The organism is Pantoea allii, from assembly GCF_002307475.1.
Classification (GTDB): domain Bacteria; phylum Pseudomonadota; class Gammaproteobacteria; order Enterobacterales; family Enterobacteriaceae; genus Pantoea; species Pantoea allii.
The window spans coordinates 45,237-67,572 of record NZ_NTMH01000047.1 but is presented as its reverse complement, the minus strand read 5'-3'; the positions used below and the strand labels follow the sequence as shown (position 1 = coordinate 67,572).

Genomic DNA, 22,336 nt, shown 5'->3' with positions numbered 1-22,336 from the left:
TGATGCTGGTATTAAAATTTTTTAAGCATGGCTACAGCTTCATTACCCGGCGTCGAAAACTGCACCCAGTGATGCGCCGTCACGTCAAGTGCGAAAACTTTCGTATATCCCTCTGTCAATTTCAGGCTTTTGTGGCCCATCAGGCTCTGTAGCGGCTTCAGCGGAATCCCCGCATAAAGCATGTGCATGTAGCTGTGCCGGAAGGTGTGCGGCGTCACAGGAACGGAGAAAATCACACCGCCTTCCGTTGCGGCCGCTACTGCACAAAGGGATGGGATAGCGTCAGGGTGAAATCTGCACGGATCAGGGCAAATGCTTCATTAATACGTGCCCGGTGTTCCACATCGTGGTCAGCCGCTTCTCTCAAACTATGCCCAGGTACGTGAGCCGGTCTGTACCTGTGCCGAACGTGCCGCCGAAAAACTGCATAAAGAAAATCAGTACTGCAGACAAATCGGGGGAGGTCTGCGCTCCACCTGCATCAGCGATTTGCCCGTGGTGAAATGATGGAACCTGCCAGGTTGAGATCGAGGTTGAGGGCAGGGCAGACAACGGAATGCTCTCATAAAGGGTTCGTTTTGTGCTGGCGCGCTGCTTAAACCTGACTTTCTGGTCTAGGATGAAACAGGTATTCATTCGCCCTTAAGGAGAACATTGTCATGTCAGAACTTAGTAAATCTCCGGTGGCAGATCAGGCTGAACATAATGCCTTTTTCCCATCAGCCTACTCTCTTGACCAGTTCACCAGCCCTAAATCCGATCTGAGCGATGCCGGGTACGCGCAACCGCACACCGGGAATAAAAAAATTCTGGTCATCTGTGCCGACGAACGCTATCTGCCGTTGGATAACGACACGCTGTTTTCAACCGGGAATCACCCGATTGAAACGTTGCTGCCTATGTACCACCTGTATCAGGCCGGCTTTCAGTTTGACGTTGCCACGCTGTCTGGACAAATGGTGAAGTTTGAACACTGGGCAATGCCACAACAGGATGAAGTGGTTGTGGGATTTTATAACCACTGCCTGTCGCTGTTCCGTTCGCCTTTGACGTTAAGTGACGTTGTAACCTCACTCACGCCCCATTCCGATTATGCCGGTGTATTTATTCCGGGCGGGCACGGCGCATTGATTGGACTGCCCGAAAGTGAAGCGGTGGCAGAGGTTATCCGCTGGACGCTGGCAAACGATCGCCATCTGATTTCGCTGTGCCATGGCCCGGCGGCGTTCCTGGCGCTGGACAAAGGTGAAAATCCCCTTAACGGCTATGCAATCTGCGCGTTCCCGGACTCAGCCGATAAGCAAACCCCCGATATGGGTTATATGCCAGGGCACCTGACCTGGTATTTTGGCGAGAAGCTCCAGGCGATGGGATTAACGCTGGTTAACAGTGATATCAAAGGTACCGTGCATAAAGATCGCCGCGTACTGACCGGTGACAGCCCGTTTGCCGCGAATGCCTTAGGTAAACTGGCTGCAGAGGAATTGTTAAACGCTAACCGTTAATCGCTAAAAGCTAAAAAGTTCGTACCCCTGTCCCGCGCCCGGCGTGGTCCAGGCCAGGCTTCTGCATTCGGGCCGGGATTCGGGGTATACTTGTGATCAACGACTGAGATACAATCACCCGCGCATATCGTTTTCGGCCGAGCCGAAGATGCCGCCTTTCAAATTGGTCGTCATGAACAGCCAAATCTCTACAGCGTATCAACACAAAGAACGAGGTCGGCCCAGAGAGTTCAATATGGAACAGGCTCTGGACCAGGCGATGATTGTGTTTCGGCAAAAGGGATATCATGCCGCATCGCTAGCCGATTTGGGTAAAGCAATGAACCTCTCTGTGGGAAGTATCTATAAAGCTTTCCAGGATAAGCGCGCCTTGTTTCTACTGGTCTTTCAGCGCTATATCGCCGTTCGCAATGAGGATTTGCGCGGGCGACTGGCCCAATTTTCTACTGGCCGCGCGAAGTTAACCGAGCTGTTACAGTTTTATCTGGATTCCTCCCGGGCGACAGAAGGGCGAACAGGTTGTCTGGTGGTAGGCAGCGCCATTGAGTTACAGGTGCTGGACGCAGAGCTGTCGCAGCTGGTTGCGCAGGTCATCAACCGTAACAAGCAATTTTTGATGGCGTTATTGCAGGAAGGGCAGCACGATGGCTCGATCTCAGCCAGTCTGGATGTTGAGACGGCGGCAGGCCTGATTTTGCGCATCGCATTTGGTATGCGCGTCACGGGCAAGGTCGCCGATGTAACCGATGAGCAAGCGACTATTGCGCTGGCCCTGAAAATACTGGATTAACATTTGTCTATTTAGGAAGCGAATGTTTCCTAAATTTTGACACAACGCTGACCGTGACTGCACAACATGCGGCGCGTTGACTGGGCGGCCGAACACACGCCGTCGCGATAAATTGATGATATTAAATGAAAAGTAAGGTTCGAGGAAAAGGCGTGAAACAAGACAGGACAGAGATTGGTGAAGAGATACACGCGCTGTTAGGCAGGATTGTGTCAGGTATTCTCCAGCCCGGAGAAACGGTGACAGTACAGGAAATTATTAGCGCCCTGCATCAGCAAAGTGTTCTAACGGAGTGCGAAAAAACCAGGCTGACCTGTGAACAGGCTATCCGCATCCTGGCGCATAAACTTCACTAGCGGATAGCAATGACGGGCAGGACGTTTCCTGCATAGTAGTAACAGCAGTAACAGCAGTAACAGCAGTAACAGCAGTAACAGCAGTAACAGCAGTAACAGCAGTAACAGCAGTAACAGCAGTAACAGCAGTAACAGCAGCTATGCCGCGACTGCTCTGACAAAGACCAACCCGCCTGAATAACGGCAGCCCGTTGCCGTATCACCGCCCAAAGAGCAATCCAATCAGTTCACGACACAGACGCTCTTCTTCCTCACTTGCCGACAGCTCAAGGCGGCGCAGCAGCTTAGTGCAGATAGCTTTACGATTCACGTTCTGGCCTGCACGTAAAATATCAACCACGATCTGCCCCAGCATTTCTTGCTGTGAAGGCAGGCTGGCCGCAGCAAAATAACGGGAGATATCGTCGGCGCTCTGAGGTAGGCGATGGTTGTGTTGCATAGGTGCTCTCGCAGTGGTCCAAAAATAGTCAGTTGAAAGTTGCGTAAAGTTATACAATAAAATAAAACTTGTACAGCTATTTCGATGGAAAATTGTGCGGGAGTTAACAGGAAGCAAGTGGAGTACGTCAAAGCAGGTGATCGGCAACAAAACGCGCCAGAAGCGGATGATGGTTGCGCGGACGCAGAGCGCGCCCGCGCAGAGGGATAACCGACTGACCTGTTGAATTAATGCTCGGTCAAATTGGCGGGCACCTGGCCGGTAACAACCATCCAGCTGAGTTCTGCCCGTTCCCGTGTCGCGACGTTAATAAAGCTTTTCAGCCATTTACGGGCATCTGCAATCTGAATAACCCGCTCGTCGTCGATTTCATTGTCCGCCATGATGCTTAGCTGACGGATCAACGAAACCACAGTTATCTCCTCATCCTGTAGTGCCAGGTTCACCGCAGCTTCACCAATAATCTTATGACCGGTAGCTTCATCGTGAAAATACATATGCAACTCCTGAGTGAGTGAGAATGTCGTCGACCCAGTAATTAGTCTAGTAAAAGAAATGCATAACGAAAGTGTTATTTCATTAGGCGTTACCTATCAAATAAACCTGCATAAAAAGTGAACTTTGCGATAAGCAGGCTAACCTCCTCAAAAGGAAGGGAAAAACACATATAAAGCGGTTTTACGGTAAAAGATTGAAGTGATTAAACCACTAGATATGTATTTATTGGCCTGAAATTAAGATAGGTACTTGACGAAAATGGACTGATATCGCGCCATTATTATGACTTTTTCAGCGGAATAACAGCGATACCGCGGCGAGAAAAGGGCCAATAACATCAAGAAATATCACGCAGGTGATTAAAAAAGCGATCTGCCTGATACGGGAGCCAGGGCAACGGGTTTCACACAGCGGCAGGGCGGCCTGTGCAACAGCTTAGCTTTGCTGTGCCGCGCAAAATCCTGCAAACAATAAATGGATTTGCGATTGTCGCCTGTGGATTAACGGTTAAAACAGAAGGTCTTTAAGAAAGGGGCAGGGCAGATGGGAAATAAAAATGCCGCCCTGGGTGGGCGGCAATGATATTAGTGGGGTACTTCAGAGACAGCTTTCACGTCTGTTTTATTGATCTGCTGTTTCACACCGTTAGCATCGGTGTAACCCAGTAAACCGGCATCCGATTCAGAGGGTTTGCCATCGCTAATAATCGTACGGCCATCGTTAGTATGAATAGCATAACTGGTACGTGTGCAACCGGTTAATGCGGCCATGCCGATCAAAACTGCCAGCGGTAAAATCAGAGTCTTCTTCATATTATTCACCTTATATCCATGATGGAATTAATTAGTTATTAAGTTCACTCATATTGCTGATCTGATCGCGATTGATTTGTTCGGTTTTGCCTGTCTGTGCGTCGCGATAGGAAACCAGTCCGGTATCGCTGTCAATTTGAGGCTTACCATCGGTCACTATGGTGCGGCCGTCTGAAGTCTTAATGGATTGATTTGAAGAGCAACCCACTAATGTTGCCAGTGAAAGGGCAAGCAAAACGGCAGCTGAGAAGGATTTAGTATGCATTTCATCTCCTTGAAGTGGACCTTGAATTAAACAGCATAGTCGCTTTTGAGATTTTTGCAGGCGTAAAAGCGAAACAGCGCAAATTACCGGATGGAAAGCGCGAATCGCTAAATCAGTTCAATAACGAACCATGTTTCTCAGAAAATTCACATTTATCCCCTGTCGTTAGGTATTTTACCTGACGCCCTATAACCTCGTTTGCAGGTTAACTCAAAAAAAGGAATCGATAATGAAATGGCAAATGGGTGCAGTTGCAGCGTTATTAATGGGCTCAGTCAGTGCGTATGCAGCAGAATCAACCAGTATGAAAAATCCGCTGAGTGTTCATGTATTAAACCTGGAATCTGGCACGCCAACCCCGGGTATTTCCGTTGACCTCGAACATAAAGAGCAGGGCAAATGGGTAAAACTCGCCTCGGGTGTCACCGATAAAAACGGCAGAATTAGCGCACTGTTTCCAGATGATAAGAAATTTGAAACAGGAGATTACAAAGTCGTCTTTAAAACAGGCGATTATTATCAGAAAGTGCAGCACAAGTCATTTTTTCCGGAAATTCCGGTGATATTCCATATGGACAGTAGCGAGCCGCATTACCATATTCCGTTACTGCTGAGTCCTTACGGCTATTCCACCTATCGCGGTAATTAACAGCGCCCGGCAGCGCCCTGATAACCTCCGCTGCCGGCACGTTTTACCTCATCTCGCGTCAGCAACACGCGCTGGCTGACCGCTTAACCGCAGCCCTGCTTGTATGGTCATAAAGCCTGTTTAGACGGACTCATTGAATAACGATCAGAAGCGATATGTCACCAGCAGGCTTCCGGTGGGCGATGTTTTTCGTTGCACAATCGGGCTATTGCGCGCATCCCCCGTCAACTGCGTAACGCCTGCTGCGGCAACCACGCTCCAGTCCTCATTGAACTTATGTGTCCAGTCAAGATTCATCGACCAGGCGTAAACTCCCGCTCCGGCATCATATCGGGTAAACCTTGATGCGGCTGATTGGGATGCACTGACTCCGTAGTAAGTCTGCATGTATTTGTCCGTCCCCCAACTGCCGGTCAGCGCCAGCGTTACGGTATTATTCGGTGAGGTATAAAGCGGGCTATTAATGCCAAAATGCAGTGCCGCGCCATTGTTTCGTTCAGAAAATGGCACTTCAGCCTGCAATTGCAAATTAAGCCAGTCGGCCACCCCGTATCCCAGGCCAAACACACCGAGAGCCGAGCCTTTGACGTCGCCCATACCACGCAAATAGTCGCTGCCGTCGCTCAGCGAGTCGCTGTCCACGTCGTGATCCTTCCGGCCTGCGCGATAGCTCAGCGCAGCGTTGTAATCGAATTTGCCGATGTTATTGCCGTAACCGATGCCCCGCGTGGAGCTGGCGAAGAAACCATTTGCCATTGTGTAATCCAGCACCATGGCGGTCGTGACGCGGCTTTTATCCGAACCAGAATAGCGTGGCGTCACGTTCGCGCCGCCTCCCAGAGTCAACGCGTTGTCCTGATTCTGTGCTGCCGCCAGTATCGGGGTTGCCAGTAACGCCAGGACGGTGCCCGGCAACATTTTTTTCAGGCTGCGCCCCGGGAGTGAAAGGGGGAACTTATGACGCAGTATGTTATTTCTCATTAAAGAAGTCCTCGTGGATTCAAATGATTACGATACAAGCGGGTTGTAAACGCCAGAACGCGCATTTTGCAGGCGCCCGCTAAAGTTCTCATGAGCCCAAAATGAAGAAAGGGTGAAGCAACCACAGAGGCGGCAAAGCTGATAGATTTCCTGATACCGTTTTTTTCTTCAGACGTTCTTCATTCACTGTTGATACCGTAACCATTGTGAAAATACTCCTAATCGAAGACGACCTGGATCTCGGCAACGGCGTACGTATCGCCCTTGCAGATCAAGGATTTGATGTTATATGGGTTCGCCGCAAAGAGGATGCACTGCATCAGCTTGATGTCTGCGTGCCTGAACTTGTGTTGCTCGACCTCGGATTACCCGACGGCGATGGCATGAGCCTGATGGCGTACTTGCGTCAGCAGCTCAAGGGTATTCCCGTCATCATCCTGACGGCGCGAGGCACACTGCACGATCGCCTTTGCGGGCTGGACGCGGGTGCAGACGACTATCTCGTCAAACCATTTGTTCTCGCCGAGTTGTTGGCGAGGGTGAGAGCGCTTGCGCGCCGCAGTTATGGTTTTCAGAACGAGGCGATAGAACTGCGCGGATTATCGCTTTATGTGCCCACACGACGCGTGACCGTGAATGCACAGCATATTGAGTTGACGGCAAGTGAATACGCGCTGCTTGAAACGTTGATGTTGCGCACTGACCGCGTGCTTACTCGCAGTTTTCTGGAAGAAAGGATCTTCGGCGCAAAAGAAAATATGAGTAATGCGCTCGATGTGCATATGGGGAATTTGCGTCGCAAAATCGGCGACGGCTATGTGCGAACGGTGAGAGGAGTTGGGTATGTCATTGATACCGTACCCATTCAGAAGGGGGCAGGTTGATGCGAAATGTCTGGCGCCTTCTGAGAACCCCAACGTTCGTGCGGCGAATTATGGTAGCGCAAATGCTATTGCTCACCCTGCTCTGGTGTCTTTTTCTGACTTACGTTTTGTGGGAGGACTTGCGTAGCCCGCCAATATTAACGGGCAGCAAGACGTACGAAACCATTTTTACTGTGGTTAAGAATATGGACGATCGCCCGCAGGAGCGAACGCATGTGCTGGCTGCATTAAGTAAGGCAGTGCGGGAAAATTATGGCGGCGGTGAAGATCCAAAACTCTCAATCAGCCTTATCGTACGCAAGAATAAAGAGATAGTTTATGCCTCTGATGGTGCGCCAGCGGGCGTGATAAACAGCCGTTATGGAAAAATTGAGCGTGTTGAGAGTGATGGTCGCGCCTGGACCAGCCGTACCTTAAAGTCCGGGAACGCCGACACAGAGGTCACGCTTATCACCCCTGCTGGAGGCTGGAATTTCTTTATCTACCTGAACTCGCGCGGCTACTACGTGATGCCGCTGCTGGTATGCATTCCGTTTCTTTTGTTTCCTGCGTGGCTGTCAATCCGCATTGCCATGCGCCCATGGAATAAGGTGGTAAATGAAGTGTCCTTACGCACGCCGGACGATCTCTCGCCCTTAAAAGCAGTGCCAAAGCACAGGGAGCTTCGCCAGATGGTTGACGCTGTTAATGGATTTCTTGCCAGAGTGCGGGAAAGCACTGAACGGGAACGCGTTTTCATCGCCGATGCCGCTCACGAGCTGCGTACCCCCCTGGCGGCGATGCGAATCAATGTTGAGGCGTTGCAGTCTTATGTGAGCAGTGACAGCCAAAAAGAGTTGCTTGCAGGCATTATTCGCAGCAACAGCCGTGCGGCTCGTCTGGTCAATCAGTTGCTGCTGATGATGCACAGCGAAGCGCGCATTGATACGGTTATGGAGCCTTTGCAGATGACAACGCTCATACAAGAACGCATGGCCGGGCTGGCACCGCTCGCGGCGGAACGCAGGATTGAACTTGAATTCTACGCCGAAGAGGAAATCTGGGTGACTGGCGTCAGGGAGCGGTTGATGTCGCTTATCGATAACATAGTTGAAAATGCAGTGAAGTACAGCCCTGGGGGCGGGAGGGTTGAGGTGGAGTTACGATCCTTAGACCAATCCACGCAGTTGCGTGTTTCAGATGCAGGGCCTGGCATTCCCGTTGAATTGAGGGAGCGCGTATTCGACAGATTTTTTCGTGATCCCAATCAGATGCAAAGCGGAAGTGGGCTGGGGCTTGCCATCGTCAAAGCCGTTGCGCAGCAACACAACAGCAGCGTACGCCTCAGTACGTCGGAAGAAGGTGGGCTGATGGTTTCGGTTAATTTCCCAAATCACAAATCCGCCTGAAAGCAAACACCATCTTGATCCGCGCCGGCGCAAGGCATTTACCTGAATGATGGAGTTAAAAGTGAAATACGTTGCTCTGACAAGTCTGTTATTTTCGCTCTCACTCAGCGGGTGTGCTATTACCGTCAGCGAACTAAAAAGCAGCCAATCCTCTTTTGACGGCAGTTTCGTGAGCAACGCAGGGTCTTCTGATACTTATCGAACCATAAGGCTCATGGCAAGGCAGTGCCTCGAATATGAGGCATATTCAGGAAATCCGGTAATCGTATTAACCGAGTTTGATGGTGAGCGCAAAAAAGGGGAGATTAATCAGAAGTTCCTTTCACAGGGACTGTTGATTAACAACACGCTAATTGAGATCGAAAGCCCTAATGGTGACCACGCGCAGGTCAGCCTGTATACAACCAAGAACCTCTTGAGCACGGGTATCCGGTCGCCAAAGATAAGTGATATCAAGCGCTGGGCTGACGGCGATAAAACGTGCTAGCGCGACACTGTGAAGCATCCCTGTGATATGACTTGCGCCGTATTGATTAACACACCGCAATGTTAACTAGTACCTTCATCAGAGGTGAGAGCCACTGCGAACGTCCGCTCTTCGCTCGTAGCAGACAAAGGAAGAGATGTTATCGTCCGCTGCGTGCCAGAAGCGGACATTACTAAAATCGCGGTGTATTAATGAACGTGGAGCAGGCCAGTTGGCTAGTCAGATGAGCTGCAGAAGTGCTTCTATGCCATTATGACACCACACCGTCATCGTATTGAAGTGCTAAAATAGATGCTGATGGGAGCGCAAAACGCTCCTGAAGATTCGCAGGTTTTGTGGGGCAGAGTGTGATTAGTGAACAGCGTTTTTAGATCGCCTTGAAATTACGCTGAATCCGCATTTGCTCAGCATATCTATCGTTGGTTTACTTGTCATCAGTCAGCGCTGGTGCTGCCAGCTTTCATGTTACTAATCTCTCAGTACAGCCTTTCCGGCGAAAGAGGCTTTTCCAGCCTTAATCGCAAAGGAGAACTACGCCCACATTGTCTGTGAATCCATGCTAAAGATCTCCATTTCCCAGACGATAAACAGATTAATCACTTCATTGACTTTCCACACATGTTTAATCGTCAGCCGCGATGAACAGCAGTCGCATTTAGGGAGCAAGCATGGCAGCCAGGCAGGTAGCAGGTTTCGATCTTGGTACGACCAACAGCGCGGTCGCACTGTGGCACGATGGAAAATCGCAGCTAATTGCCAACAAGCATGGCGCACTGTTGACGCCATCGGTGGTCGGGTTGGACGATCAAGGAAACCTGATTACCGGGCAGCCAGCGCTGGCCCGTCTCAGCACCCACCCACATCTCACGCTGGCCAGTTTCAAACGCTATATGGGCACAGAAGCCACGTTGAAACTGGGAGCTCAATCCTTTCGCGCCGAAGAACTCTCCGCCATTGTACTTCGTCAGCTAAAAGAGGATGCGGAGCGCTGGCTTAGCCAGCCAATTGTCGATGCGGTTATCACCGTGCCAGCATATTTCAACGACGTACAACGTCGCGCTGTGAAAACCGCCGGGACACTTGCGGGGCTGAATGTCCTGCGTCTGCTGAACGAACCTACCGCAGCCTCATTGGCGTTTGGGCTGTTGCAAAACCGCGAGCAAAAATACCTGACTTTTGATTTAGGCGGAGGCACTTTTGATGTCTCGATCATCGACATGTTTGAAGGCGTAGTCGAAGTGCGCGCCAGTAGCGGAGATGTCCAGCTTGGCGGTGATGATTTCAGCGAAGCCATCTGTCAGTGGATGCTTGACCAGCAGCCGGAGCTAAAATCAGCGTTGCCCACAGTTCAACCGCGGCTACTGGAAGAGGCTGAACGCCTGAAATGCCAGCTAAGTAGCATGACGGAAGCCGTTGCCGAGCTGCACTGGCAGGAGAAAACGTGGCGCTGGACGATGAACGAAGAAGCGCTTGCTCACTATTGCCAGCCCCTGATTGTTCGTCTACAGCAGCCAGTGATACAGGCATTGAACGACGCGCGTTTTGCTCTGCAAGATCTCGATCATGTGCTGCTAGTGGGTGGCGCAACCCGCATGCCGCTGGTACGTCAGGCAGTAGCACGGCTATTTGGTCGCTTTCCACGGCACGATCTGCATCCCGATGAAGCGGTGGCGCTTGGGGCGGGCATCCAGGCGGGCATGGTGATGCAGGCCGCAGCGGTTGAAGATATCATCCTCACCGACGTGATGCCGTTTTCGCTTGGCGTGGAAACGGTGAAGGAAAGTTATGGCAAGCAAGAAGAGGGTTTCTTCCTGCCGATTATTGAGCGTAATACCTGGCTGCCGGTGAGCAAAAACAAAATACTTCACACTGTTGCCGACAATCAGACACACGTGCTGCTGAAAATTTATCAGGGCGAAGGACGCCGCATTACGGATAATGTCTATCTCGGCGAGATGAACATCAATGTCCCGCCGCGCCCACGGGGTGAGGTTGCGCTCGATGTGCGCTTCACCTATACGCTGGATGGCCTGCTGGAAGTAACCTGTCAGCATAACGACAGCCCGGACACGGTAAGCATGGTCATTGAAAAAGTGCCTGGGCAGATGAGTTCAGAGCAGATCACGCAAAGCCTGCAAAAGCTCAATGAGCTTAAGCGCCATCCGCGTGATCGTCAGGAAAATCGAGAGTTATTGTTGCGCGGCTCCCGACTTTTTACCTGCCTGCTAGGTGAAGAGCGCGAGTGGATAGATAACGTGATAAGCGTGTTTGAGCAGGCGCTGAATAGCCAGGATGAGCGGCGCATCGCTGACGTTCGTCAGAAGGTGGTCGATGCGCTGGCACAATTTGAAGAGAGGGCACCGCGATGAATGGCTGGCAGGTGCTGGACATTGAGCCTACCTCTGACGAATCACTGATACGTCGTGCCTATGCGCGCCAGTTAAAATTGCATCGTCCTGACACCGATCCTCAGGGTTATCAACAGCTGCGAGAGGCATTTGACTGGGCAAAAGCACACGCCAGCGCGACAGAAACTGACGTGAGCGAACCACAGTATTATGGGGTTGCCGAACATCAGAATATCTCATCTCAGCAAGATGAACTGTCGTTTACTGAGTCGGTGAGCTACTCCTTTTCGCTGCGACCACTTTATAGTGAGCAGGAGATCGCCGAACTGGCCGCCACCCTTGCAGATGAGGGGCCACGGCATTTTCCCGCATTGCAGACATTGCATCAGCAGGTAAGTGAGGAAGGCAATCTGTTGCAGCAACAGAAGTTTCATAAGGATTTGGCGGCGGCGCTGGCGCAGCAACCGGAGTTGGCGGGCTGGCTGGTAGAAGCGGTGAGCGAACGTCTTGGCTGGCAACTGGATAGCTACAATAGCGACCATCTGATACCTCAGGCGTTACAGGATGCGATGTGTGAAAAAGTTCGCGCCACAGAGGCTGAAAATGCCTGGAAGAAACTGATAGCCGAACAGCATAATGACGACAGTGTGAGCGGTCTGGCACTGAAGCTGTTGTGCAGTGACCGCACTGCCGTGCCGTTCTGGATAAGGCTGGTGCCGGGTTTATTCGATAATATGTCGCAGCAGGTTAACAAATTATGGGTGACTTTCCCTGAGCTTGTACAGCGTCTGAACCCTGTAATGCTCGCGTTTTTGCGTGAACAGCCCTGTGCGCTGAGCTGGAAAGGGGTGTTCTTAGTTTTATTTTGGGCTGCAGTCCTACATTTTGCATTGCCCCGCGTCGGGCTCATCTCTCCCATCGGCCTGATCGCCAGTTGCATCGCTATTTACCATCTCTGGGTTTACGATTTGATGCTATCAAACGTACATCGTTCGTGGTTAATGGGACTGCTTCTTATACTGGATGCGGTGTTCTCCTCGCTATTACTGTTTGCGTTTTTTGCTGGCTTATTGTTTATCGTTATAGGCGAGTCACCAGGTAAAGGTGAGGGGGCTGGCGGCTTGTTACCCTTTTTTATGATGTTTATTGAGTGGCTGGTGCTATGGTCCGTCTGGTCAAAACAGGTTCCGGGTTTACGTCGTCCTGGTTTAGCGGTGGCCCGTCTGCTGTCCAGCCCGTGGCGACTGCTTGACATACTGGAATTTGAAATCATTGGTTATGTACTGGTGAGTTTTTATGCGGTGTTCTGTTCGGTGTTGCTGAATCAGCTGCTGACATTGTTCGCCCGTTTCTCTGAGTAAAGACGAAGCTACAACAACTCACACGCAGTCAGATTTTTATGTTGAGCAAATTCCCTATATAACAGGGAATAAAAAAGACTATAGCCACTGTCTGCTCTTGTCCCGCGTTTTTGTGGCACTGATGCATCTTAAGGTGGTCACAAAACTACGAAGCTGCCCTGTATGTCTGCAGGAAGCAATGACTGAATCAGGATTCCCGGTTTTCTTTTATATTCCATCCGGACTGGGATTCAGCACCTTTACCACCGCTGGTAGATTGCTCCCAGTACTGGTTTTTGATTTTAGCTGCCTGGAATTGATAATTGATACCGATAAGATCACGCTGAGTGGCACCACTGAACATGACGCTGGTTATCAGGACATCCTCGAGAGTGATACGACAGTACTCTATCTGGCTACCACCGGCTTTACAGACAGATAACTCAAGCTTGCTGATATGTTTACCACTTGATACATAACGCATAATTGCAGGTGTGGCCTTATCGATGTTCGCCTGAATAGACAAGTCGCGAAACTGAACCTTACCAGCACCACCGCCCCCACCAACCACCATATTCCCTGACTGAGATGCACCCCAGGTGAATGAGTCAACATTAATCCAGCCTTTATGATTAGCGTCCTGCGACTCGCCGGTTATCCCTTCTATACGTAAAAAAATGTCAGTACTCATGGAGTCTTCCTTTCAGTAATCGGTGTTATCTGTTTAAATTCCGGTAATTTCCTTTACATCTGCGGAGGTAACATTATGGATAACTACTGGGATAAGAATAAATTGTCCACCTATTTCCTTACTATGGCAAATATCGAAGCACAACGGCTATACAGCAAAGCGACTGAAGCTTGCTTCATCCACCTCAGGAGCGGATTCACGCAAATGGCTTTTCTGGATGATATCAAACGTTTCATTGATACTCAGTTAAGTACGATCCGCTCTGTAAGTTCAGAGAAAGAATGTCAGGAATGCCTGAAAAACATCCAGGATGTACACAAAAATCTTTCCATACAAGACCAAATGCTGCGCTCCGGATACGCAGCACTTCATGCGTCAGTACAGTTTGTAAAAAATGGTGATGTATGGGGATACATAGTTAATGGTGTAGGTGTAGTACTTGGCGGAATGCAAATGGTTGCGGGGTTCGGTGTTGCAGCTGCTTCGTTTGCAACAGGAAATATTATAGGCGTCGGTTTCGGGGCAATGCTTGTCCTACATGGGGCAAACAGTACACAGGAAGGGTTTAAAAACATCATTAATCATACTGACGATGCTCAAGGGTTTCTAAAAAAAGGTTACGTAGCTGGCGCACAATTCCTGGGCTTTGACAAGAAAACAGGTGAAATTGCTTATACCTCGATGGACTTGCTTCTTTCAGCATACGGAATGGGAAGATTAGTCCTCAAGCCAGACACTTTTCATCTCTACTACTATCTGAGTTCTGACTATGTCAGAGGGATAAAGGATATGACCAGGCTTGATTTGGGTATTGAAATTTATAACGATTACGGGGCTCTACAAAACCTTTACGATGAAACAAAAAACTAGCTTTTTCTCATATATTTGAATGCCTTAAAAGCCAGCTTCATGGGGGTCATAAAGTAAAAGATGGGCGCTGCGACCAGCATCATTAGGGAAAAAGAAACGAGGTCACCCTTTTCACCTCTAAAAACAAAGTAAATCCAGACAGCACATAAGATGACGATGAGCACACAGGAAAGAATGAATCGCCCCTTCAATTCGCTCAATAACGTCAGATAAGTAGCACCATCTTTTCCCAGATACTGACGCATGGCAGCAAGATCTTTCACAGTAAAGCCATTTTTGGCAAGATCTTCCTCAATCTTTGCTGTATTCACTGTTTTTCTCCTTCTGAGCGTAAAAGTCTACGGATTTGAGAAGTAACTGAAAGGCCGTAACCAATGCAAAAAATAGCGATAACCATTTGGAAGATATAGTAATAAGACCCAGGGTGGGTAAACATACTCAATAGCGCCTGAATCCCTACGGCAAGACCTCCAATCAAAAGCCACTTTCTCATTCTTGCATTATTAATCAGAATTTTATCATTTTTACCTGGCACAGGTTTATCCATTTTCATTGGATACGTTCCTTCAATTAAACGAAAATACACTACCACTCTAGTTTCTCAGAAAAAGTATGAGAATTCCTTACTGTTTTGGCTTTTAACTCAACGTTCCCCCGAAACTGCGTGCTCACTAATCCATGCTGTTTGCCAAAAATCCTGCTTAAGAGTCTGCTTCGTGCCTGAGATACACAGCAATATAGGGGGCAGTTTGGAGATCGAAAATTATTGTACGGTAAGCCTGTTTTCCGTGACCAGCCCCCCGCTGGATCACATGTAACGCTGTTAGCAATGTCAGCTCTTCGCTCATAGCGGACATTCATCACCTGTAATCACTTCACGTCTTTAAACACTCTCCCTGGCTGACATTAAACACAACTGCTCACCCGGCAGGGCGGCGGTGCTTTCACCCCCGTTCTTCCTCATTCTGCCGACTTGTTTAAAAACTTTTGCTGATGCCCAGGCTATCATCGGTTAAATTGCCCTGAGAGGCCGGAGCGCGCGCAAGGCGCTATCCGGTGCAAGGTCAATAACACCTAACAAAGCAGAAGGCCCCATTACCTGCTTTCCCTACAGGAGAATTGCTGATGTTAAAAGGATTAACCGTTGCCGCCGTGGTCATGCTGTCGGGCTGCAGCCTGATGCACAAGGCTCCACCAGCACCAGAAACGTTGCATTACCGCTGTGGCACCTTGCCTCTTACGGTCACCCTGGATAATGCCAAACAGCAGGTCAGCTTTATTATGGATGGCAAGCCGCTGACGCTGACGCAAACGGTTTCTGCGTCCGGCGCACGGTATAGCGACGGTAACTACGTTTTCTGGTCTAAAGGGAACGGCGCGTTCATTGAGCGTAATGATAAGATCGTTGTAAACGATTGCGAATTGCAACCGGCCAGTTAACGTTTACCGGAGTGAGTGTGCATCATGAGTGACAGTGACATGCTACAAACTATTGCCCATCTGCGCCGTGAATACACACGGGGTGGGCTACGTCGCAAAGATTTACCCGATAATCCGCTGGCGCTGTTCGAAAGCTGGCTAAAGCAGGCCTGCGAGGCGCAACTGCCTGATCCCACCGCCATGACAGTGGCCACGGTGGACGAGAATGGACAGCCTTATCAACGCATTGTGCTGTTAAAACATTTCGATGAGCAGGGCATGGTGTTTTACACCAATCTGGGCAGTCGCAAAGCACAGCAGCTTGGTCATAATCCGCGTATTTCGCTTCATTTTCCCTGGCACTTCCTGGAGCGACAGGTGATGGTTTTAGGCGAGGTCGAGAAGCTGTCGCCGCTGGAGGTATTAAAGTATTTCAGCAGCCGTCCGCGTGACAGTCAGATCGGTGCCTGGGTTTCCAAACAGTCAAGCCGGATTTCTGCCCGTGGCGTGCTGGAAGGCAAGTTTCTGGAGCTGAAGCAAAAATTCCAGCAGGGTGATGTACCGCTACCCAGTTTCTGGGGCGGTTATCGGGTGAAATTTAGCACCATGGAATTCTGGCAGGGGGGCGAACATCGTCTTCACGATCGTTTCCTTTATCAGCGGGATCACGACGGCTGGAAAATTGACCGACTCGCCCCTTAAAACTGCGCTTTCCCCCTCATCAGCGCTGGCACAGAAGGCGTCAGCGCTTTATGCTATAGCCCTTAATTTTTTCCTTCCGCAACTCAGCGGAAAGCTGTGTACCAGCATAGGTGCAGCCTGATCAATTTGGAGTCAGTGATGACCAGCAGTAACCTGATACAACAATTGCAAGAGAGGGGCCTGATCGCCCAGGTGACGGATGAAGACGCGTTAGTCGAGAAACTGGCGCAAGGGCCAATTTCGCTCTATTGCGGCTTTGACCCCACTGCTGACAGCTTGCATTTGGGCCATCTGGTACCGCTACTCTGCCTTAAACGTTTTCAGGATGCCGGGCACAAACCGGTTGCGCTGGTAGGCGGCGCAACGGGGTTGATTGGCGATCCCAGTTTTAAAGCCGCAGAGCGTAAACTCAATACCAGCGAAACCGTGGGTGAGTGGGTAGAAAAAATTCGCAGCCAGGTCGCACCTTTCCTGGACTTTGACTGCGGGGCCAACAGTGCGATTGCCGCCAACAACTATGACTGGTTTGGCAATATGAACGTGCTGACCTTTCTGCGCGACATCGGTAAACACTTCTCTGTTAACCAGATGATCAACAAGGAAGCGGTTAAACAGCGCCTGAACCGTGACGATCAGGGCATCTCGTTTACCGAATTCTCCTACAACCTGTTGCAGGGTTACGACTTCGCCTGTCTGAACGAGCTGCACGGCGTCTCCTTGCAGATCGGTGGTTCTGACCAGTGGGGTAACATCACCTCCGGTATCGATCTGACGCGTCGTCTGCACCAGAATCAGGTGTTTGGTCTGACCGTCCCGCTGATCACCAAATCGGACGGCACCAAGTTCGGTAAAACCGAAGGCGGCGCGGTCTGGCTGGATGCGAAGAAAACCAGTCCATATAAGTTCTACCAGTTCTGGATCAACACCGCCGATGCGGATGTTTACCGCTTCCTGAAATTCTTCACTTTCCTGAGCATCGACGAGATTAATGCCCTGGAAGAAGAAGATAAAAACAGCGGAACCGCGCCGCGCGCACAGTATGTGCTGGCCGAGCAGGTCACGCGCCTGGTGCATGGAGAAGACGGCCTGGCGGCGGCAAAACGTATTACCGAAAGCCTGTTCTCTGGCGCGTTAAGCGACATGACAGAGGCCGACTTCGAACAGCTGGCCCAGGACGGTATGCCGACCATCACGCTGAGTGCCGAGGACGATCTGCAACAGGCGCTGGTCAACGCTGAGCTGGTGCCTTCACGCGGTCAGGCGCGCACTATGATTGGGTCGAATGCCGTGTCGCTGAATGGCGAAAAGCAGTCTGATGCCGAATACCGTTTTAGCGACAGCGATAAGCTGTTTAACCGCTTTACGCTGCTGCGTCGCGGTAAAAAACATTATTGCCTGATTAACTGGCAGTAACCTTTCAGGGCCGGTTTCCGGCCCTTTTTTATGGCAAGGCACTACAGGGCAAAAAAGTGAAAAACGTTTTAGCAATTCAGTCGCACGTGGTGTTTGGTCACGCGGGTAACGCGGCGGCAGAGTTCCCGATGCGCCGTATGGGTGTGAACGTCTGGCCGCTGAATACCGTGCAGTTTTCTAACCATACGCAATACGGACACTGGACCGGTACTGTTATGCCGGCCACGCATTTAACCGACATTGTTAAAGGCATCGCCGATATTGACCGCCTGAAAACCTGTGATGCGGTATTAAGCGGTTATCTGGGATCGGCCGAGCAAGGCGAAAAGATTCTGGAAATTGTGCGTCAGGTGAAAGTCGCGAATCCGGAAGCCTGGTATTTTTGCGACCCGGTGATGGGGCACCCGGAGAAAGGCTGTATCGTCGCGCCCGGCGTAGCCGAGTTCCACTGCAAGATGGCGTTACCCGCCAGCGATATCATCGCGCCGAACCTGCTGGAGCTGGAAATGCTCAGCGAACGCACCGTAACCAGCGTGGAATCGGCCGTAGACGCGGCACGTATGCTGATAAGTCAGGGGCCGAAAGTGGTGCTGATTAAGCATCTGGCGCGCGCAGGACGCCGCAGTGACCGTTTTGAGATGCTGCTGGTTACCGCCGATGAAGCCTGGCACATCAGCCGTCCGCTGGTGGATTTTGGCGTTCGTCAGCCGGTGGGCGTGGGCGATTTAACCAGCGGCTTATTGCTGGTCGATCTGCTGCACGGGCTATCGCTACAGGCTGCACTGGAACACGTGACGGCGGCGGTCTATGAAGTGATGCTGAAAACGCATGAAATGGGTGAGTATGAACTGCAGCTGGTTGCCGCGCAGGACGCCATCGCCCGACCGACGCACGCTTTCCCGGCTGAGAAGCTGTAAAGAAAAGGGCCGGTAAGGCCCTTTTCATATTAGTTAAGTCCTTCCGCTTTAAGCGCGGCCTGTACCGACGGCCGCTCTGCAACGCGTTCAAACCAGCGTTGCAGGTGATCCAGTGCTGCCAGGTCCAGACTCAGGGCTTTCGCCCAACGTGTAACCACATATAAATAAGCATCCGCGACGCTGAAATGCACGCCCATCAGCCACTGTTTGTCTTCGAGTTCACCGTTCACCCAGGCAAATTTCGCTTCCAGCTGGCGACGTACCAGGGCTTTGTACTCCTCTGGCGCATCGTTGCGGAACAGCGGAGAGAAGCTCTTGTGTAACTCGCTGCCAATATAGCCGAGCCACTCAATCGTATGGTAACGGGTCAGGCTTCCCACCGGCGCCAGCAGGTGACGGTCGGGCTTGAGATCGGCCAGATACTGCACAATGGCCCCGCCTTCGGTCAACACATTGCCATCACTCAGTTGCAGTGCCGGCACCTGGCCTTTGGGATTAATCTGGCGAAAATCTTCACCGCGTTCGGTGAGCTTAGTTTGCAGATCGACATTAACCTGGGTGAAGTCCAGACCACATTCACGCATAACGATATGCGGTGAAAGGGAACAGGCACCAGCTTTACAAAACAGTTTCATAACGAGGTCACCATATTGCGAATCGTGTTTGCATAGTAATCGCCTGACGCGGAATTGCCAGTAATAAGAATGCGGCATTCACTGGAAATTGACCGGCGACAAAAACAAAAAAACCGGGCCAGGCCCGGTTTTGATGAAAAGGCATAAGGTCAATCAGACTTTGTCGGCTGCTGTATCCTGCGTCATGCGATTCAGCAGCGGCGCGGTTATCATCATCAGCACGGCAATGACCGCGGTAGCAATACCAATCTCCTGGAACACTTTGCCGTAGGTGGTCAGAGAGATCAGCGGGTCGGTAACGTTTTCAGGGACCGCCATCAGATTAGCGACTTTACCGGCAATCACTGCTGCGCCAGCCGTCGTCAGGAACCATGAGCCCATAATAAAACCCATCAGGCGCTGAGGAACCAGCTGCGCCACCATCGCCAGGCCCAGACCGGAAATCATCAGTTCACCAATGCTCTGCAGACCATAGCTGAGAATTAACCAGTTAACGGACACGATACCCGCGTCGCTGGCAAACTTCGCACCAACCGGTAATACCAGGAAGGCCGCTGAACACAGCACCATACCGATGGCGAACTTATGTGGCATGGGCAGTTTATCGCCCAGCTTGTTATAGACTGCGGCCAGAATTGGGCTGGCAAGCATAATCCAGAACGGGTTCAGCGCCTGGAATTGCTCAGGGGCAAAGGTGATACCAAAAATGGTGTGCTCAACGTTGCGAATGGCAAAGAAGTTAAGCGACGTTGGCATCTGCATATAGAGGACGAAGAACACGATGGCTTCTACCATCAGCAGGAAGGCCACAATCATACGACGGCGCGCTGCACCACGCAGGGCAAAGGCTTCTTTGGCAAAGATGACAAAGATGCCCAGCGCGATCAGGCCCAACAGCACACGGGCGATCGACTGATGATGCAGCATCCAGTTTGCCAGGGCGATCAGGACCACAATCCCCACCAGGGTCATCAGCAGTTTGCCGAACTGAAGAGGCGCAAAGTCCGGCTTGGAGCCGAAGTCTTTCACCAGGCGTTTGCAGAACAGGAAGTTAAGCAGCGTAATGACCAGGCCAACCACCGACAGCGAAAACGCCACGTTGTAGCCATATTTCTCTGCTAACCATGGGGTCAGCATCATTGAAAACAGCGAGCCGATGTTGATGGACATGTAAAACATGGTGAATGCGCCATCAATGCGCGGGTCATCTTTGTCATAACACGTAGAGAGCAGCGAAGAGGGGTTAGCTTTAAATAAGCCACTTCCGACGGCGATGGTTGCCATACCAATATACACCACGCTGACGTTGTGGCCCGAGAAGGCCACCAGCGCGTAACCTATTGCCAGCACCAGCACGCCCAACACGATAACGCGTTTGGTGCCCAGAACTTTATCGCCCAGCCAGCCGCCGATGGCGACCAGACCATAAACCAGGGCGCTAAAGGAGGAGAACAGGGTGATAGAGTCGGACTCTGACATCCCCAGTTGCCTGACCAGGTAAACCGCCATGATGGCCTGCAGGCCGTAATAACCAAAACGTTCCCATAATTCGATCGTAAAGATCAGATAAAACGCTTTAGGCTGTTTAAATGCATTAAGGCTGACCGCCTCGTCGGTGTGTTTGTTTGCAGTTGACACTTGTACCTCTGTTATTTCATATCCTGTGTCGCGACAGGAATTAAGTCCGCGCCATGTGATCGGACCATGGGCCAGATTTTTATTAGATGGGAAAAACGGCGACTAATTTGGCTGAATAAAGGCGACAGGGCAAGCCTTTTCTACCTTCTGCGGGAAACCGGTTATCTGGCGTTAAAACCTAAATAAATATTATTAATTAGCATTTTGTTATGATTTAAGTATATTTAACAAAATAACATCGCCACCTGGTGGTTATCAGAGCGTTAATAATGATATTAACTGCTGAAAGACCGTTGCGCCGAGCTTTACATCGAAATGTGATATTTCATCAGGATAATCTGGCTGAAATGCAGGTTCTGAAGCCGATTTGATGAAATAGTCTGCGGATTATGGCGGAAATGACCCGCAAAGGCGTGAAAATGTTGATTAAGGTCACATTTATCGATGTTAATTCATAGAGAGAAAAAAGGTTTCCAGCGGAAATAATGCCTGTGAAGCTTCACTAATTCTGTCTGAACAGGGCGCGAAAGTATCCGAATGCTCGACAGAAAATTAAGCTTAACGTAGCATCATTATTTCCTTAACAAGGATTTCGCTATGCCGTTACCTTTACGTCTCGCGCTGGTGGGCGACTACCGCCCAGAAGCCGTTGCGCATCAGGCCATTCCTCTGGCGCTTGCCCGTGCCGCTGACTTTCTCGCTATCGATATTGACCCGCAGTGGGTTCCTACGCCTGAGCTGGGCGACTTATCCGCCATCAGGCAAAGCGATGCCGTCTGGCTGGTACCTGGCAGCCCCTATAAAAATGATGAAGGCGTATACAGCATGCTGCGCGACGTGCGGGAAAGCGGCAAACCTTTTCTGGGCTCCTGTGGCGGTTTCCAGTATGCCGTTATCGACTATGCGCGCAACGTACTTGGCTGGCACGATGCAAATCATGCCGAAACCCATGATGAAGGGCGGATGGTCATTGCGCCGTTAAGTTGCTCGCTGGTGGAGCAGCGCGGTGAGGTCACTTTTGCACCCGATACGCGCATTGCCAGGGCCTACGGGGGATTATCCAGTGACGAAGGATATCACTGTAACTTTGGCGTTAACCCGGCATTCATCGCGGCGCTGGAAGGCAGCAACCTGCGGATTACGGCCTGGGATCTGGACGGTGATGTGCGCGGCATAGAACTGACCGATCACCCTTTTTATGTCGCCACGCTGTTCCAGTCTGAGCGCGCCGCATTACAGGACAAGGATTCCCCGTTGGTGATTGCCTGGATGCAGGCGGCGCTGAAGCAGCGTTAGGTCAAAAAGCGAA

25 protein-coding genes and 1 pseudogene are annotated in these 22,336 nt (G+C 50.8%); 15 read left to right on the top strand and 11 right to left on the bottom strand.

What is annotated here, in order from left to right; genetic code table 11:
* Window positions 1-11: 11 nt before the first annotated feature.
* Window positions 12-263 (bottom strand): annotated as a pseudogene (locus tag CMR03_RS21860) (tyrosine-type recombinase/integrase); the annotation flags it as partial.
* A 396-nt stretch (window positions 264-659) separates the two neighbouring features.
* Here CMR03_RS21860 and hchA point away from each other — a divergent pair.
* From hchA to CMR03_RS21840, 3 genes are all read left to right on the top strand, one after another.
* A complete protein-coding gene (gene hchA / locus CMR03_RS21850; RefSeq protein ID WP_096012636.1) occupies window positions 660-1,505 on the top strand; it encodes a glyoxalase III HchA in 846 nt (281 codons plus the stop codon).
* 148 nt (window positions 1,506-1,653) lie between these two features.
* Window positions 1,654-2,295, top strand: a complete 642-nt coding sequence (locus CMR03_RS21845; RefSeq protein WP_096012635.1) for a TetR/AcrR family transcriptional regulator — start codon at window positions 1,654-1,656, stop codon at window positions 2,293-2,295.
* Between the two features lie 152 nt (window positions 2,296-2,447).
* A complete protein-coding gene (locus CMR03_RS21840; RefSeq protein ID WP_096012634.1) occupies window positions 2,448-2,651 on the top strand; it encodes a hypothetical protein in 204 nt (67 codons plus the stop codon).
* Window positions 2,652-2,850: 199 nt separating this feature from the next.
* Here the strand turns inward: CMR03_RS21840 and ycgZ are convergent, their stop codons facing one another.
* The 4 genes from ycgZ to CMR03_RS21820 form a co-directional block, all read right to left on the bottom strand.
* A complete protein-coding gene (gene ycgZ / locus CMR03_RS21835) occupies window positions 2,851-3,090 on the bottom strand; it encodes a regulatory protein YcgZ (protein ID WP_063879432.1) in 240 nt (79 codons plus the stop codon).
* Window positions 3,091-3,317: 227 nt separating this feature from the next.
* On the bottom strand, window positions 3,318-3,587 hold the full coding sequence (locus CMR03_RS21830) for a hypothetical protein (RefSeq protein WP_063879433.1): 270 nt from the start codon (window positions 3,585-3,587) through the stop codon (window positions 3,318-3,320).
* Window positions 3,588-4,172: 585 nt separating this feature from the next.
* Complete coding sequence (locus CMR03_RS21825) at window positions 4,173-4,400, bottom strand: YgdI/YgdR family lipoprotein (RefSeq protein WP_063879434.1); 228 nt, start codon at window positions 4,398-4,400, stop codon at window positions 4,173-4,175.
* 31 nt (window positions 4,401-4,431) lie between these two features.
* Entirely contained in the window at window positions 4,432-4,665 is a 234-nt protein-coding gene (locus CMR03_RS21820; protein WP_063879435.1) for a YgdI/YgdR family lipoprotein, read from the bottom strand.
* 229 nt (window positions 4,666-4,894) lie between these two features.
* Here CMR03_RS21820 and uraH point away from each other — a divergent pair, with 229 nt between their 5' ends.
* On the top strand, window positions 4,895-5,314 hold the full coding sequence (gene uraH / locus CMR03_RS21815) for a hydroxyisourate hydrolase (protein ID WP_096012633.1): 420 nt from the start codon (window positions 4,895-4,897) through the stop codon (window positions 5,312-5,314).
* 144 nt (window positions 5,315-5,458) lie between these two features.
* Here the strand turns inward: uraH and CMR03_RS21810 are convergent, their stop codons facing one another.
* Window positions 5,459-6,295 (bottom strand): MipA/OmpV family protein, encoded by an 837-nt coding sequence (locus CMR03_RS21810; RefSeq protein WP_096012632.1) that lies wholly within the window; start codon window positions 6,293-6,295, stop codon window positions 5,459-5,461.
* 206 nt (window positions 6,296-6,501) lie between these two features.
* Here CMR03_RS21810 and CMR03_RS21805 point away from each other — a divergent pair, with 206 nt between their 5' ends.
* From CMR03_RS21805 to CMR03_RS21785, 5 genes are all read left to right on the top strand, one after another.
* On the top strand, window positions 6,502-7,179 hold the full coding sequence (locus CMR03_RS21805; protein ID WP_063879438.1) for a response regulator: 678 nt from the start codon (window positions 6,502-6,504) through the stop codon (window positions 7,177-7,179).
* Window positions 7,179-8,567: a sensor histidine kinase gene (locus tag CMR03_RS21800; protein ID WP_096012631.1), complete on the top strand. Its 1,389-nt coding sequence runs from the start codon at window positions 7,179-7,181 to the stop codon at window positions 8,565-8,567. The genes CMR03_RS21805 and CMR03_RS21800 overlap by 1 nt, the downstream gene beginning before the upstream one ends.
* A 49-nt stretch (window positions 8,568-8,616) precedes the next feature.
* Entirely contained in the window at window positions 8,617-9,054 is a 438-nt protein-coding gene (locus CMR03_RS21795) for a hypothetical protein (protein ID WP_371873655.1), read from the top strand.
* 668 nt (window positions 9,055-9,722) lie between these two features.
* On the top strand, window positions 9,723-11,423 hold the full coding sequence (locus CMR03_RS21790) for an Hsp70 family protein (protein ID WP_096012629.1): 1,701 nt from the start codon (window positions 9,723-9,725) through the stop codon (window positions 11,421-11,423).
* On the top strand, window positions 11,420-12,763 hold the full coding sequence (locus CMR03_RS21785) for a J domain-containing protein (RefSeq protein WP_096012628.1): 1,344 nt from the start codon (window positions 11,420-11,422) through the stop codon (window positions 12,761-12,763). Before CMR03_RS21790 ends, CMR03_RS21785 begins: the two co-directional genes overlap by 4 nt.
* A gap of 187 nt (window positions 12,764-12,950) precedes the next feature.
* Here the strand turns inward: CMR03_RS21785 and CMR03_RS21780 are convergent, their stop codons facing one another.
* Window positions 12,951-13,433, bottom strand: a complete 483-nt coding sequence (locus CMR03_RS21780; protein WP_096012627.1) for an Hcp family type VI secretion system effector — start codon at window positions 13,431-13,433, stop codon at window positions 12,951-12,953.
* 75 nt (window positions 13,434-13,508) lie between these two features.
* Here CMR03_RS21780 and CMR03_RS21775 point away from each other — a divergent pair, with 75 nt between their 5' ends.
* Window positions 13,509-14,303 (top strand): DUF4225 domain-containing protein, encoded by a 795-nt coding sequence (locus CMR03_RS21775; protein ID WP_096012626.1) that lies wholly within the window; start codon window positions 13,509-13,511, stop codon window positions 14,301-14,303.
* On the opposite strand, the gene CMR03_RS21770 is transcribed toward CMR03_RS21775, so the two are convergent.
* Together CMR03_RS21770 and CMR03_RS21765 are read right to left on the bottom strand one after the other, a co-directional pair.
* The gene (locus CMR03_RS21770) at window positions 14,300-14,614 is read right to left on the bottom strand and encodes a hypothetical protein (protein WP_096012625.1); all 315 of its coding nucleotides are present in this window, start codon (window positions 14,612-14,614) and stop codon (window positions 14,300-14,302) included. The two genes, CMR03_RS21775 and CMR03_RS21770, sit on opposite strands and share 4 nt — an antisense overlap.
* Window positions 14,611-14,856, bottom strand: coding sequence for a hypothetical protein (locus CMR03_RS21765; protein ID WP_096012624.1), 246 nt, complete (start codon window positions 14,854-14,856; stop codon window positions 14,611-14,613). Before CMR03_RS21765 ends, CMR03_RS21770 begins: the two co-directional genes overlap by 4 nt.
* A 572-nt stretch (window positions 14,857-15,428) precedes the next feature.
* Here CMR03_RS21765 and CMR03_RS21760 point away from each other — a divergent pair.
* The 4 genes from CMR03_RS21760 (at window position 15,429) to pdxY (ending at window position 18,754) form a co-directional block, all read left to right on the top strand.
* A complete protein-coding gene (locus CMR03_RS21760; protein WP_063879446.1) occupies window positions 15,429-15,743 on the top strand; it encodes an MliC family protein in 315 nt (104 codons plus the stop codon).
* Window positions 15,744-15,767: 24 nt separating this feature from the next.
* Window positions 15,768-16,424, top strand: coding sequence for a pyridoxamine 5'-phosphate oxidase (gene pdxH, locus CMR03_RS21755; protein WP_096012623.1), 657 nt, complete (start codon window positions 15,768-15,770; stop codon window positions 16,422-16,424).
* A 138-nt stretch (window positions 16,425-16,562) separates the two neighbouring features.
* A complete protein-coding gene (gene tyrS / locus CMR03_RS21750) occupies window positions 16,563-17,837 on the top strand; it encodes a tyrosine--tRNA ligase (RefSeq protein ID WP_096012622.1) in 1,275 nt (424 codons plus the stop codon).
* Between the two features lie 56 nt (window positions 17,838-17,893).
* The gene (gene pdxY, locus CMR03_RS21745) at window positions 17,894-18,754 is read left to right on the top strand and encodes a pyridoxal kinase PdxY (RefSeq protein ID WP_063879449.1); all 861 of its coding nucleotides are present in this window, start codon (window positions 17,894-17,896) and stop codon (window positions 18,752-18,754) included.
* A 29-nt stretch (window positions 18,755-18,783) separates the two neighbouring features.
* On the opposite strand, the gene gstA is transcribed toward pdxY, so the two are convergent.
* Window positions 18,784-19,389 (bottom strand): glutathione transferase GstA, encoded by a 606-nt coding sequence (gene gstA, locus CMR03_RS21740; protein ID WP_063879450.1) that lies wholly within the window; start codon window positions 19,387-19,389, stop codon window positions 18,784-18,786.
* Window positions 19,390-19,542: 153 nt separating this feature from the next.
* A complete protein-coding gene (gene dtpA / locus CMR03_RS21735) occupies window positions 19,543-21,027 on the bottom strand; it encodes a dipeptide/tripeptide permease DtpA (protein ID WP_096012621.1) in 1,485 nt (494 codons plus the stop codon).
* A 597-nt stretch (window positions 21,028-21,624) separates the two neighbouring features.
* Here dtpA and CMR03_RS21730 point away from each other — a divergent pair.
* A complete protein-coding gene (locus tag CMR03_RS21730; RefSeq protein ID WP_096012620.1) occupies window positions 21,625-22,323 on the top strand; it encodes a CTP synthase C-terminal region-related (seleno)protein in 699 nt (232 codons plus the stop codon).
* Window positions 22,324-22,336 lie beyond the last annotated feature (13 nt).